This is a genomic window from Dyadobacter diqingensis (assembly GCF_024220585.1).
GTDB lineage: Bacteria > Bacteroidota > Bacteroidia > Cytophagales > Spirosomataceae > Dyadobacter > Dyadobacter diqingensis.
Window position 1 is genome coordinate 136275 of record NZ_JAMXKF010000007.1, and the last position, 14094, is coordinate 150368.

The 14094-nt window shown below is 44.3% G+C and carries 11 protein-coding genes; 7 read left to right on the forward strand and 4 right to left on the reverse strand.

The features are described from left to right. Positions 1 to 77 precede the first annotated feature (77 nt). From M1L62_RS19060 to M1L62_RS19070, 3 genes are all read right to left on the reverse strand, one after another. Positions 78 to 665: an RNA polymerase sigma factor gene (locus M1L62_RS19060; protein WP_254561213.1), complete on the reverse strand. Its 588-nt coding sequence runs from the start codon at positions 663 to 665 to the stop codon at positions 78 to 80. A gap of 174 nt (positions 666 to 839) precedes the next feature. Continuing rightward, the gene (locus M1L62_RS19065) at positions 840 to 1889 is read right to left on the reverse strand and encodes a hypothetical protein (RefSeq protein ID WP_254561214.1); all 1050 of its coding nucleotides are present in this window, start codon (positions 1887 to 1889) and stop codon (positions 840 to 842) included. Between the two features lie 12 nt (positions 1890 to 1901). Further along, on the reverse strand, positions 1902 to 3329 hold the full coding sequence (locus M1L62_RS19070) for an MBOAT family O-acyltransferase (RefSeq protein ID WP_254561215.1): 1428 nt from the start codon (positions 3327 to 3329) through the stop codon (positions 1902 to 1904). A 326-nt stretch (positions 3330 to 3655) separates the two neighbouring features. Here M1L62_RS19070 and M1L62_RS19075 point away from each other — a divergent pair, with 326 nt between their 5' ends. From M1L62_RS19075 to M1L62_RS19105, 7 genes are all read left to right on the forward strand, one after another. Next, positions 3656 to 4612, forward strand: a complete 957-nt coding sequence (locus M1L62_RS19075; protein ID WP_254561216.1) for an isopenicillin N synthase family dioxygenase — start codon at positions 3656 to 3658, stop codon at positions 4610 to 4612. Positions 4613 to 4733: 121 nt separating this feature from the next. Continuing rightward, positions 4734 to 5882 (forward strand): chromate efflux transporter, encoded by a 1149-nt coding sequence (gene chrA, locus M1L62_RS19080; RefSeq protein WP_256527739.1) that lies wholly within the window; start codon positions 4734 to 4736, stop codon positions 5880 to 5882. A gap of 111 nt (positions 5883 to 5993) precedes the next feature. After that, a complete protein-coding gene (locus M1L62_RS19085; protein ID WP_254561218.1) occupies positions 5994 to 8960 on the forward strand; it encodes a serine hydrolase domain-containing protein in 2967 nt (988 codons plus the stop codon). Positions 8961 to 9053: 93 nt separating this feature from the next. Continuing rightward, positions 9054 to 9995: a M20/M25/M40 family metallo-hydrolase gene (locus tag M1L62_RS19090; RefSeq protein ID WP_254561219.1), complete on the forward strand. Its 942-nt coding sequence runs from the start codon at positions 9054 to 9056 to the stop codon at positions 9993 to 9995. Between the two features lie 102 nt (positions 9996 to 10097). Beyond that, entirely contained in the window at positions 10098 to 11660 is a 1563-nt protein-coding gene (gene treA, locus M1L62_RS19095) for an alpha,alpha-trehalase TreA (RefSeq protein WP_254561220.1), read from the forward strand. Between the two features lie 2 nt (positions 11661 to 11662). After that, on the forward strand, positions 11663 to 12166 hold the full coding sequence (locus M1L62_RS19100; RefSeq protein WP_254561221.1) for a YdeI/OmpD-associated family protein: 504 nt from the start codon (positions 11663 to 11665) through the stop codon (positions 12164 to 12166). A 123-nt stretch (positions 12167 to 12289) separates the two neighbouring features. Next, positions 12290 to 13078 carry a PhzF family protein gene (locus M1L62_RS19105; RefSeq protein ID WP_254561222.1) on the forward strand — a complete coding sequence of 263 codons (789 nt, stop codon included), beginning with the start codon at positions 12290 to 12292 and terminating at the stop codon, positions 13076 to 13078. Positions 13079 to 13131: 53 nt separating this feature from the next. On the opposite strand, the gene M1L62_RS19110 is transcribed toward M1L62_RS19105, so the two are convergent. Continuing rightward, positions 13132 to 14022 (reverse strand): DMT family transporter, encoded by an 891-nt coding sequence (locus M1L62_RS19110; RefSeq protein WP_254561223.1) that lies wholly within the window; start codon positions 14020 to 14022, stop codon positions 13132 to 13134. Positions 14023 to 14094 lie beyond the last annotated feature (72 nt).

A 14094-nucleotide genomic window follows, 5' to 3' on the forward strand; every position in this document is an offset into this window, starting at 1 on the left:
ACCTACAAGAGAAAGGAATCAGAAAAACATAGACTTATATTTTGTTTTATTTTAACTAAAAAAAGAAAAAAAGTTTTTTAGCTCAGCATGGCAAACAGGATGTAGACGATTTCCAGTCGGCCGCGCAGTTGTTTGAGGGCTCTGTAAATGAAGGTCCGGCAGGTTGGAACGGAAATTTGCATAATAGCCGCAATTTCCTCGTAATCAAGATCATGATTAAATTTTAAATAAAGAATTTCACGCTGACGATCGGGCAGCTGATTAATCTCCAACGCAAGCGCCTGAAGAATATCCCGCTGGTTTTCATCCATGATCATCTCATGTTCAATGCTGAAAGTAAAAGTAGAAATAGGCAGCGTTTCATCAGAATTCCACCCCTGAAAACTGAAAACGGAAGCTTTACGATTAGCAGTATTGAGTTTTCTACGTAATGATTTCAGCAGATAAAATTTGACATTAACCTCTTTTGCCAACCGGCCTCTATAATGGTGAAGATCGATAAACAGATCGTGGATGCAGTCTTTGATTAGCTCGTTGTCAGAAGTATAACGTAAGCCGAAACTATAAAGGACATCAGAATACTGGTCATACAGACTGGCGAACGCCGACTGGTCGCCCAGGGTGAATCGTTCCCACAGCGTGTTTTCCACTTCCGTTTCCTTCATGCGGACAAAATTTAGTTAGGTTGCTGATATGCCGGCAAATATGCAGGAAATTTCTTTATCGCAATATAAAAATTATATCTTGAGAAAGTGACATACCAAAAACGAACAGCTCTGTCGCTGGAAAAATAGGATTGGGCGAGAATTAAAATCAAAATATCAGATGAGACGCTGGTACTATTGGATAGCCTCCTTTGCGTCCCACTGCCTGACAAGCTCGTTTACAGTTTTGAGCCAGTAACGCTGTCCTTTTACTGTCCAGTGCCCGTCCCCCAGGTGATACCATTCAGGATGGCTCCGGATTGTATCCTGAATAGAAAGTACCGGCGTTTTCAGGGCAGGATGTTTTTCGATGATTGAGATCTGATTATTGTACGGATAACGGTCATTTTCACAAACCGTTACCTTATTTGGGACAAAACAGAAATACACTTCCTCAAAACCCGCTGCCTTGTAATAATCCCGGATGTTGTTCATGTTTGTAACAACCGTATCCACGGATTGCGGAGTAATTTTATAAAACGGTGATAACCCGATTTTGGGATCGGCCTCAATATTATAAAACAAATATTCATGATTTCTGGAAATGATGGCGCCCGTATGCGTACGGTCAAACCAGGATAACATGATATTCGACTTTAATTCTTTTAACTTTAAAAATGGGTCGAAATTAAAAAGGAGAAATTCAATCCGCTGATTGATCTGATCGCCAAATTTGTCCCACCAGAATGAAGATTCTTCTTCATGTTTTTCGGCAACGGCCGGTTTAAGTCTTCCTTCAATCTGAAAACCCTTATCAAAATATAGAGACTTGTAATCACTCCGCAGACGTTCCTGAATGGTTCTCTCTATAACTTCAATCACAAGAATGGATTTCCTGGAAGTATCCAGCTTCACCGTGTCAACATAAGCACCCAACCAGATATGAAAGTTTTTATGTCCCGCATAAAAGCTCGTGTCCATAGGCGTGAAACTGTCGCCGATGGTGTAAAGGTCAATATTTGAGTACTTTTTTTCAGGTTTATCCGAGGGAAGCAACGTAGCATTCTGGTTATAATCCAGCTCCTTGAATTTATTCAGATTTGAAGTATTGTAAAGATCACCAAAACGATATTGATCGGGAATCCACCCTTTGGCAACTATTTTTCGCTGTAATGCAGGAGACAAACTGATCACAAAAACAATTCCCGACAAAAGCAGAACGATATAGCGGATTAACGTATTCATATAACCCATGGCCTAAAATTGGAAATAAATAAACTGGTTGCTGGTAAAAACACCGAACAGATAACAGCACAAACAAACCAGCGGGAATAACACCCAGAACAATTTCGTTTCCGGGATGAATTTGGCAAAATATTTATCCTTGATGACGAGCAGCAGCAGCAACCCGAGAGAGAATAAAAACTCACCATGATTCATAGCAATTTCCGGGACAGCGTAATCCGAGAAAGTGAAGATTTTTCTGATGATTTCGAACGCCTCTGACACACTGTTCGCACGGAAAAATATCCAGGCAAAAGCAACCAACAGGAATGTCCAGAAAATATGGAATAAGCGTACAGGAATCGATCCGCCTTTGCCGGCATGTTCGGGACGGAATATGGCATGGGTATTGAAAATCTGTGCCAGAATTAAATAAACACCGTGAATACAGCCCCAGATGATGAACTTCCAGTCGGCGCCGTGCCACAAACCGCTGAGCAAAAACACGGTAAGCGTATTAAAATAAACCCTGCTTTTACTCCTCCGGTTACCACCCAATGGGATGTAAACGTAGTCTCTGAACCAGGTTGACAAGGAAATATGCCAGCGTTTCCAAAACTCGGAAATCGATTCTGCGAAATAAGGCGCGTTGAAGTTGGTCATCAACTTAAAACCCATCACCCGGGCGGTCCCAATGGCAATGTCCGAATAACCCGAAAAATCACAGTAGATTTGAAAACAATAGAAAAACGTGGCAATCAACAGCGCTGAGCTGCTTTGGTTCGCGACGTCACCGTAAGCGGCATCGGTCACCAACGCAAGCCGGTCGGCTATAACCACCTTCTTAAACATTCCCCAGGCGATTAACGTGAGCCCGGATTTCATGTTTTCCCACTCGTATTCAAACTTTTCGCGAAACTGCCAGAGCACGTTTTGCGGTCTTTCAATAGGGCCGGCTACCAGCTGTGGATAAAAAAGCACATATAAAGAATAAATCCCGAAGTTATATTCCGCCTTCTGATTCCCACGATACACCTCAATGGTATAACTCATGGACTGGAAAGTATGAAATGACAACCCGATCGGCAAGATCAGTGACGGGAACATTTCACGCAGCGGCGGCATTTCATTCTTCTGCCCGATCAGTTGAAGGGCATAGGTAATGTTGTTATTTAAAAAGTCGAAATATTTGAAAAAAGCCAAAAATCCAACGTTAGCGACAAGACTGAGGATGAGCAAAAACAATCGTTTTGGCCCTGATGCGTTCTCGATCCAGATCCCGGCGAAGTAATCAATGACAATGACGACACCCAGAATGACCAGGTAAACGGGAATGAACGACGCATAAAAATAGGCACTGGCAGCTAATAAAAGTACCCACCTGAACTTCCAGGGAAGTGTGTAGTAAAAAGTGGTAACAAAAATGAAAAATAGTAAAAAATGTAAAGAATTAAAGAGCATTCGCTTGAAAAGTAAATGGTAAAATTTTAAGCCAAATCAGACCAAACTGCGCTAAATTCGGGTTTTTCGTGGCGGTAAAGATAGAACCTATCTCGCAATTCGTCATACTTTTCAACGATATTAATAGTATGATTTCTATTCAACGGCTCCACCAAAGCAAAAAAGCAGAGCGCTGATCATAAGGATTATTAAGGCAGATTTATCCTGATAACACAAAGTCGAGCGGAGAAAAAGACAATAGCCCAATGCTTAGAAATATGACTAATGTTAGTCGAAATTAGTTGCATGAACAACAGATTGTTTTATACTTTGCATAAAAAACAAATATGGAACCTGCATTATTAGACGAAGTACCGTCGCTGGACCTGGCAGATTTCACCTCGGGTGATGCCAAAAAGAAAGAAAAATTTGTAGCAGATCTTGGTTCTGCTTTTACCAATATAGGTTTTGTTGCGATTAAAAATCATGGACTTAGTGATGATTTAAGGATCAAGCTCTATGATACCGTTCAGCACTTTTTCTCATTGCCTGAAGCTGAAAAGAAAAAATACGAGTTCCCCGAGTTATTTGGACAACGTGGATATATCGGCAAGGGAAAGGAAACTGCCAAGGGTTTTAAAGTTGCCGACCTTAAAGAATTTTATCACGTGGGCCAGCCTGAGCCAATAGGCGATATGGCCAGGAATGTTTTCCCGGGTGAGCTGCCGGAATTTGAGCAATACACGGTTGAAGTATACAAAACTTTTGAAAATGCCGGAAAAACGTTGTTAAAAGCCATTGCCATTTACCTGAACCTGCCGGAAGATTATTTCGAGGACAAAGTAAAAAACGGCGACAGTATTCTTCGTGCTTTGCATTATTTCCCGATTGAAAATCCTGACCTTGTGCCGGATGGCGCTGTGAGAGCCGCTGCACATGGAGATATCAACCTGATCACGCTGCTGATGGGCGCCAGTGCCGAAGGACTTGAAGTTTTGAGACGGGACGGAAAATGGATAGCAATAACTGCTTTGCCAGACCAGATTGTCGTGAATGTGGGCGATATGCTCGACAGGCTTACCAACCATAAATTAAAATCGACCATTCACCGTGTGGTTAATCCGCCGCGCGAAAAAATGGGGACTTCCCGTTTTTCGATTCCTTTTTTCATGCACCCGCGTGCAGCCATGGACCTGACGAGCCTGGAAAGCTGTGTCAACAGCGAATATCCTAAAATGTATGTCAATATGACGGCTGGCGAGTTTCTAGATGAGCGTTTACGCGAATTAGGATTAAAAAAATAAAAAGCCACAAACCGGCCCAAAACGTAGTAAATGGTCTAACGACTATTTACTATGAACCCTCAAACTTATCCCAATTCTCTTGAACCACCCTATCCGGCGATTTCGGTACATCATATATCTTCTGGACATCCTCTTGCTTTCTTTTACGGCATTCGGAGGCCCACAGGTACATCTTATGATGATGATTGAAAGGCTGGTAAAAAAGAGAAGATATATTACGGAGGAAGAATTACTGGAATTACAGGCGCTCTGCCAGGTTTTACCCGGTCCCACTTCTACGCAAACCGTTACCGCCATCGGATTAAAGATTGGCGGACAGCCGCTCGCCTATCTGTCGCTTTTAATCTGGTCGTTGCCTGCGATGATCCTGATGACACTGGCCGCGATAGGAGTTCATATGCTGGAACAAAAGCAAATCTCACTCTCATTTACAAGGTTTGTCGGGCCAATGGCCGTCGCCTTTCTGATGCACGGGGGCTATGCAATTGCCAGAAAGGTAATCCATAACATCCAGGGCTGGTCGTTTTTAATCATCTCGACAATCCTTGCGTACCTGTTCCCGTCGCCATACATGACTCCCCTGCTGATCGTTTCCGGAGGTGTGGCGGCTTCCTATATTAATTTCAGCAAACATGAAAAAATGGAGCGTGGGCCACTCAGAATTACGTGGCGACCGCTGATCTTCTGGATATCCGTTTTGCTTGTCGCGGCCGGTATCGGTACGGTCACCAAATCTTTACCCGTTCGTCTTTTTGAGAATTTTTACCGTAACGGAAGTCTTGTTTTCGGAGGCGGGCAGGTTTTGATTCCCATTCTGTACAATGAGTTTGTGGAATTTAAACATTACCTCACCGATCAGGAGTTTCTTTCCGGCATGGCATTAACACAAGTGGTACCAGGTCCGGTATTTTCCGTTGCCACTTATGTAGGCAGTTTGTCGATGCAGGATTACGGGATCACGGGGCAGATTATCGGCGGATTCGTAGCGACGGCCGGAATTTTTCTTCCGGGAACATTTTTTATCTTTTTCGCCTACCCGATCTGGGATCAGTTAAAAAAATATCGCGGCATTAGAGCCTCTCTGGACGGTATCCATGCCACGAGCTGCGGGCTTACCATCGCAGCAGCTGTGTCCATGTTCGAACCGATGGCTATAAGCTGGCAACCTGTTTTAACCGTTGTCGGAACACTGTTATTACTTTTCTTCACTCGCATTCCGTCTTACGTTCTGATACTTGCAGGACTTCTTCTGGGACTGGCATTTGCGTAGGCATCCTAAATCCCTGGGTTGCTTCATTCTGCTGACTAAAAACACCAGTCTTTGTTTTAGTGCATTTGTTTTCCAAACTTTGGATACTTGATACTATTTCTGTCCCAATTCATGAAAAAAGCTATAATTTTCTTTGTTTTTCAATTTTCTTTATTGGCCTCGCTGGCAGTAAAGGCGCAAACAACAACACCCCCTCAATTTTTAAATAAAAATCGTCAATGGGTTGATTCTGTTTTTGCAACATTAACCCCCGATGAGCGCATCTCCCAGCTGATCATGGTCGCTGCCATTTCTGACGTAAAGCGTGCACTGATTGATCCCAAGACGAGCAACCCTGCTTTTATTGAAAAGCTGATTCGTGAAAACAAGATCGGGGGAGTCGTATTTTTTCAGGGAGGGCCGGTGCCACAGGCAAGGCTGACGAACTATTATCAATCGATTTCAAAAGTCCCCCTTCTGGTGGCGATGGACGCCGAATTTGGCCTGGCCATGCGCATCGATAGCACAGTTCGCTACCCCTATCAGATGACGATGGGCGCGATTCAGGGGAATGATAACCTGATCTATGAAATGGGAAAGCAGGTTGCGCAACAGGCTAAAAGACTGGGTATGCACATCAACTTTGCTCCCGTTGCCGACATCAACAACAATCCCAATAACCCGGTGATCAGTTTCCGTTCGTTTGGAGAAAATAAATATAAAGTTGCTGAAAAAGCGCTTGCCTACATGAAGGGCATGCAGGATAATGGGCTGCTGACCAGCGCAAAACATTTTCCGGGACATGGCGATACCGGTGTGGATTCTCACTACGACCTGCCACTTATTAACCATAACCTCACCAGACTGGATACACTCGAATTATATCCTTTCAAGGTACTGATGAATAACGGACTGACCGGGATGATGATTGCTCACCTGAGCATTCCGGCGCTTGACAAAACACCAAATTTACCCTCGACGCTTTCCAAACCGATTGTTACAGACTTGTTACGCAGCAAACTGGGTTATCAGGGATTAATTTACTCTGATGCGATGAACATGAAAGGCGTAACAAAATATTTTGCCGATGGCAAAGCCGACGCAATGGGTATTGAAGCAGGAATGGATATTCTTGAATTTACCGAAGACGTTTCAAAAGCGGTTGCGGAAATCAAAAAGAGTATTTCGGAAGGACGAATTTCGCAGGCTGAAATCGATTTTCGTTGCAAAAAGGTATTGGAAGCAAAAGCCTGGGTTGGTCTGAATCATTACAAACCGGTAGATCTGAACAATTTGTATGAAGACCTTAACCCAAAAGCGGCAGAGCTTACCAATCGTTTATTAACAGAAAAAGCGCTGACCATTTTAAAGAATGATAATAATCTGCTTCCGCTCCGCGAACTGGACACGTTGAAAATCGCATCCATCTCACTGGGTGCTGACAGCATCACGACTTTCCAGAATACGTTGGACCTTTACACCAAAATGGATCATTTTTCGATTCCTGCCAAAGCAACACCGGCACAGCTTGACGCAATCCGTACGAAGCTGAAAGACTATAATTTGTTGCTTGTTGGGCTTCATTTGAGCAGTATTTCTCCGCGTGTGAACTACGGCCTGACCGAGCAGATGAATACGTTATTACAGGATCTCATTGCCACACAAAAGGCAGTCGTTTCGGTTTTTGGCAATCCGTATGTCCTGAATAAAATTCAGAAACCGGAAAACGCGAAGGCACTTGTTATGGCTTATCAGCTCACACCATACACCCAGGATTTGTCAGCCCAGCTGATTTTCGGAGCGATACCTGCCAAAGGAAAACTGCCTGTAACGGTTAATGCGCAATTTCCCTACCAGGCTGGCATTGAAACCCCGGCACTGGAACGTTTGAAATATACGATTCCGGAAGAAATCGGACTGAATTCCAAAGAGATCACATTCAAAATTGATTCGATTGCCAATCTTGCCATTACACAAAAAGCGACACCGGGCTGTGTTGTGCAGCTGGCCAAAGACGGCAAAGTATTTTTCCGCAAGGCTTACGGGAAACATACCTACGAAGGTGCGGCCACAGTCAAACTGACCGACTTATATGACCTGGCTTCCGTAACGAAAATCACGGCTTCGACACTGGCCCTGATGAGTTTGTATGACCAGAAAAAATTTGATCTTGATGCAACCATGAAGGATTATCTGCCTGACTTTAAAAAGTCAAACAAAGCAGACCTGACCTGGCGCCGCGTATTGACACACAGCGCTCGTTTGAAATCTTATATCCAGTTCTGGCGTGAAGTGAAAAATCCGGACGGAACCCTGAAAGAAAAAGTTTTTCATACCAAACAGTCGGCGAAATATCCGACGTCTGTGGTTGGCGACAGCCTTTTTATTCGTAAAAACTACAACAAAAAGCTGTATAAGGAAATTGCCGATTCTCCCCTTAATCCTGAGGAAGGTTATGTGTACAGCGACCTTTCCTTCATCCTGTATCCGCAGATCGTTAAAAGCCTGACCGGCGTTGAGTTTGAAGATTATCTCAAAAATAACTTTTACAAAAAGCTGGGCGCAACTTCGCTGACTTTCAACCCGAAACGCTTTTACAAACTCGAAGAAATCGTTCCTTCCGAACGCGATACTTTCTTCCGCCAGACGTTGATCCACGGCCAGGTACATGACGAAGCCGCTGCCATGCTGGGTGGGTTAAGCGGCCACGCCGGGCTTTTCGGTAACGCAAATGATGTGATGAAAGTTTGGCAGATGTATCTGCAAAATGGCTTTTATGGCGGAAAACAACTGTTAAGCAAAGATGCTTTGTTTGAATTCACACGCTACCAATATCCGGAAATGGGCAGCCGCCGTGGATTGGGATTTGATAAACCGACGTTCAAATATTCGGGTAATGCACCAAAATATGCCCATCCGATGAGTTTCGGACATACGGGTTTCACGGGGATTATGGTCTGGGCGGATCCATCCGTTAACCTGAACTATGTGTTCCTTTCAAACCGAGTTTATCCGACCAGAGAAAACCCTAAAATATCAACACTGAATATCCGGACGGCGATTATGGATGTGGTATATGAAGCGCTGAGGAAAAAATAGATAATAAAATATTTTAAAAATAAAATCGGGGAGGTCTTAGCGGGCCTCCCTTTCTGTTTTACCTTTGCCACGTTATTTATCAAACTCAATCCAATGAAGTACGCAGTTTCGTTATTCTTACTATTTTTTGTTGTAAAAGCATCGGCACAGAACGCCGCGCCGTCTCCTGAAATGATCTCAAAACACGTTTTCAAACTCGCGTCCGACAAAATGAAAGGACGTGGTACAGGAAGTAAGGAAAATGCCAAAGCAGCCCAATATGTGATCAGGCAGTTCAAAAAATATAACCTGAAACCCTTGGGCACCGATGGTTTCAAACAGGAATTCATCGCCAAAGTAAGACGCGTTGTCGTTCCTGACAGTTTGCGCAAAGCACAAAATATTATCGGGTTTCTGGATAATGGTGCAGAGTTCACCATCGTTATCGGTGCGCACTTTGATCACCTGGGACTTGGAAAACAGGGAAGTTCAAAAGATGAACATCCTGAGGGAAAAATACACAACGGCGCCGATGATAATGCATCGGGTGTAGCCGGCTTACTCGAACTGGCACGTTATTTTTCAGGAAATGGGGTGAAGGAACCTTACAATTTTCTCTTCATCGCATTTGGTGCAGAGGAACTGGGACTTTTAGGATCGAAACATTTCGTAAATAACCCTACGTTGCCATTGAACAAAATCAGTTTTATGAGCAATATGGATATGATCGGCCGTTATAATCCGGATCGAGGCGTTGGTATAGGCGGACATGGAACCAGTGATCAATGGCCCGAAGTTTTCAAACCGGTAAAAAGTGATATCAAGTTTTTCACCGATGCTTCGGGAAGCGGCGGATCGGATCATGGCTCGTTTTATGCGAAACAAATTCCCGTGTTATTTTTCCACACAGGAGGCCACGACGATTATCACAAGCCATCTGACGACGCTGAAAAAGTGGATACCAAATCAGAAGCAGGTATTCTGAACATTGAAATTCAGATTATTGAAAGCGCGATGAAGCTCCCGAAGCTTCATTTCACGGAGGTAAAAAACTGATTATAAAAAGTTTATAAACGAATTCGATCCGAAAACTTTGCTGGTTATGTGTTATATTTACCATAACCAGCGTCGTTGAGTTTAAATAATTGTGAACCTTAAATGCCACAAGATTTGTTCGGATTCATTGCCCCCTCAGTCACGTTTGGTCAGGCCCTGACTTCTCCCGAAGAGTTGTTCGGAAGCCTGTTTAATGATATACAAAACAGTCATATTTTCAGTGATTCCAAAACTTTTGCCGATTGTATCCCCCTGGACGACCCGCTGTTTATCATTGAAAAATATTATCATCATAAAAACGAGCCCGGCTTCGATCTTGCCGGTTTTGTGCATGAACATTTCAGAATTCCGGCAGAAATAAAAGTCGATTTTGTCGCCGACACAACCCTTTCAACCGAGGAGCACATCCGAAAACTCTGGCCTTATTTAACCCGACAGCCTGAAAACCAGGAACGAGGAGGCTCATTAATTCCCCTGCCCAACCCCTATGTAGTGCCTGGCGGCCGCTTCCGTGAAATTTATTACTGGGACAGTTATTTTACCATGCTGGGGTTAAAAGAGTGCGGGCGTGTCGATCTGATTGAAAACATGATCAATAACTTCGCTTATCTGATCAATACCTTCGGGCATGTGCCAACCGGCAACCGGACTTATTACCTGAGCCGGTCACAACCTCCGTTTTTTTCGCTGATGATTCGACTGTACAGCGAAATGGAAGGTAAAAAAGTACTAAAAAAATATCTTCCGCAAATGCAGCGGGAATATGACTACTGGATGGATGAAGGCAATTCCGAACCGGAAGATTTCACTGCGCACCGCCGTGTTGTCCGTCTGCCAAACGGTGTCCTACTGAACCGATATTGGGATGACAAGTGCTCACCAAGACCGGAAGCGTTCCGGGAAGATGTGGAACTGGCCGCCGAAGCGGTTGAAAGTTATCCCGTTTCGGCGGAATGTGTTTATCGTCATCTTCGGGCGGCGGCAGAATCGGGTTGGGATTTCAGCAGCCGGTGGTTTGAAAACGAGAACGACTTTTCATCGATTCAAACCACCGACATTATCCCCGTTGACCTGAATTGCCTGATGCATCATCTTGAAAAAACACTGGCCGAAGCCTATTTGCTCAACGATGAGTACGAATGTTTTCAGCTTTATGAAAACAAGGCAAAAAAAAGGTGCGAAGCCGTGGAAACGTACTTCTGGGACAGCAACCGGAACTATTATATGGACTATAATTTTGTAAAAAAAGATTTTACCAATGCCATCACGCTGGCTGGTACCTTTCCGTTATTTTTCAAATTGGCAAGAAAACAGCAGTCGCATTACGTTAGAAAATACATTCGTCTGAACTTTATGCGTTCGGGAGGGCTTCTTACTACCGGCATTAAAACCGGCCAGCAATGGGACGCGCCGAACGGCTGGGCACCTTTGCAATGGATTACCTACAAGGGCCTCAGAAATTACAATTTTCATAAAACCGCCAACGAGCTCAGCGCCGAATGGCTTTCACTAAATGAAAAGGAGTTCAGGAGAACAGGAAAAATGATGGAAAAGTATAATGTTTCAGACACGAATCTGGAAGCCGGCGGTGGCGAATATGAGGTTCAGGAAGGTTTTGGATGGACCAACGGTGTATATCTTCGTATGAAAAACAGGAAAAGATAGCCATGCCCATTGTTTTCAAATCCAAAATCGATTGCCTCGATTACATGGCCAATATGCGGTATCTGCTGATACCCAATGACATTGTTATGCAGCTTGGCGGATCATTTTCACTCCGGCTTTGGTGCACCGCCAATGAAAAAGTAAAATGGCAGTGCGGACTTACTGCGCTCGGAAACGGAGACGCCTACATCAGCTTAAACGCCCAACGGTTAAAACAACTCAAAGCAAAACCTGGCGACGAGGTGCTGATATCCCTGGAAAAAGACGACAGCGAGTTTGGACTCGAAGTCCCGGAAGAATTAAAAGAACTGCTTGAACAAGATACGGAGGGCAGCAAGCGTTTTCATCAGTTGGTTGCAGGAAAACAGCGATACATCATCCGCGTGATCACAGGTGTAAAAAGTAGTCAGCTGCGTGTAGAACGTGCCGTAACGCTAATTGAAAACCTGAAAAGATTAACCCCGGGAAAAGAAAGTTTTAAGGATATTCTTGGCAAGTATTCCTGAGGTTTGGGAATCGCATAATTTATCAGATTTTAATAACATTCTTGAAAAATTACAGCCTTGACTACGTTTTATCGAAAAAAAAATTAATACCTTGGACTAAATTAACACCCTGAGCCCAATTCAATGAAACTAAATATATACCAAATAGACGCATTTACCAGCCAGCTTTTTTCTGGCAATCCGGCCGCCGTTGTCCCCCTGGAAAACTGGCTGCCCGATGAGGTACTTCAGAACATTGCAGCGGAAAACAATCTGGCAGAAACCGCCTTTTACGTTCCCAATGAAACAGGTTATCATATCCGCTGGTTCACGCCTTCGGTTGAAGTGGAACTTTGCGGCCATGCGACGCTTGCCTCTGCCTATGTTATTTTTAACATTCAGGGATTTGAGGGAGACCTGATAACATTCGCGTCGCTGAGCGGAGAGCTGACCGTACTCCGCAAGGACAACTGGCTTACGCTAAATTTTCCGGTAGACCAGTACCATATTGCCGTCCCCCCTCCCGCCTTGATGGAAAGTCTGGCAGCGGCTAGCATACTCGAAGTTTACAAGGGCAAAACCGATTATATGGTCGTTCTGGACAGTGAAGCGGAAGTGCGCGATCTTGATTTTGATATTATCGTCCTTTCTACTATTCCGGCAAGGGGGATCATTATAACGGCGCCTGGTGACGAAGTGGATTTTGTTTCCCGCTTTTTTGCGCCACAATCGGGTATTGATGAAGATCCTGTAACAGGTTCAGCGCATACCACTTTAATCCCTTATTGGGCCGAAAAACTTTCTAAGACAGAACTTACCGCGAAGCAGCTTTCAAAAAGAGGAGGTTACCTGAAATGTGAACTCGACGGCGACCGTGTAAACATTGGCGGACAAGCCAGAATATATCTTCGTGGAGAAATTGAAACAGAGTAAGGCAATTCGTTGAAAAAATAGGTAGCGACCTGGTGTTTGGAAAACCCGGATCGCTATTTTTTTGTCGCTGGCTGCCCGCTTAATTTTGCTCTCTGCCCGGCATAAAGGCCGATGATAACAAACAATGTTCCGGCGACCGTGTACATTGTAACAGGCTCATCCATGAGCCACCAGGCAAAGAAAAAACCAAATAACGGACAAAGAAAAAGCCACAGGGATGCCCGGACGGTATCCAGCCTCAGAAGATAAAACCAGCAGATCAACCCCAGTATTGACACCGCAAGGCTCAGCCATAATACCGATGCCCAAAACTGCGCATCCCAGTGGGTGACAGAAAAATCTCCGAATATCATCGTGACAGGAAGCAGAAAAATTCCGCCCAGCATCACCTGCCAGCCATTAATTAACAGATTAGGAAGCTCCCATTGCACCGTCGCGTAATACACGCTGGCAGCCGAAACCGCGATCATACTCACCAGGAGCAACAGTATGCCCAGCATCGTCGTGTGACTTTCACGTAACAAGGGGTACGTTGCGATGGCGACGCCCAGCATACCCAGGACAATCCCCAACCATTCAGCCTTGGCCGGTTTACGCCCAAGCCACCAGGCAGACAACAGTACAATAATCAAGGGATTAATCGAAACGGCCAGACTACCGATTCCCGCAGCCGTGTATTTCATGGCATACACATAAAGCCCCAGGTACAAAGCCGTATTTAACAAACCAAACAAACCCAGCTGCGTAAATTCTTTCCTGTTTGGAAGCCGGTAGGCCGCATCTTTACCAAAAGTGTAAGAAAAACCCAACAATAATATACCTGCAATAAAAAAACGAACGTTTGCTAATATCAATGGAGAAGCAGACTGAACACCGAACTTGGTTGCAACAGAAGCCGAGGCCCACAGAATGGAAAAGACGAGACCGATTAAAATATTTTTCACTTCAAAAAGTAATTATGTTTCAAAAATACAAGAAGCATTTCGGCTTCGACCTCTCTTTTTCATATTTTTGAA

Coding starts and splice junctions, on each gene's coding strand:
- M1L62_RS19060 (WP_254561213.1), bottom strand. CDS start 665: ATGAAGGAAACGGAAGTGGAAAACACGCTGTGGGAACGATTCACCCTG.
- M1L62_RS19065 (WP_254561214.1), bottom strand. CDS start 1,889: ATGAATACGTTAATCCGCTATATCGTTCTGCTTTTGTCGGGAATTGTT.
- M1L62_RS19100 (WP_254561221.1), top strand. CDS start 11,663: ATGCCCATTGTTTTCAAATCCAAAATCGATTGCCTCGATTACATGGCC.
- M1L62_RS19105 (WP_254561222.1), top strand. CDS start 12,290: ATGAAACTAAATATATACCAAATAGACGCATTTACCAGCCAGCTTTTT.
- treA (WP_254561220.1), top strand. CDS start 10,098: ATGCCACAAGATTTGTTCGGATTCATTGCCCCCTCAGTCACGTTTGGT.
- M1L62_RS19090 (WP_254561219.1), top strand. CDS start 9,054: ATGAAGTACGCAGTTTCGTTATTCTTACTATTTTTTGTTGTAAAAGCA.
- M1L62_RS19085 (WP_254561218.1), top strand. CDS start 5,994: ATGAAAAAAGCTATAATTTTCTTTGTTTTTCAATTTTCTTTATTGGCC.
- M1L62_RS19075 (WP_254561216.1), top strand. CDS start 3,656: ATGGAACCTGCATTATTAGACGAAGTACCGTCGCTGGACCTGGCAGAT.
- M1L62_RS19070 (WP_254561215.1), bottom strand. CDS start 3,329: ATGCTCTTTAATTCTTTACATTTTTTACTATTTTTCATTTTTGTTACC.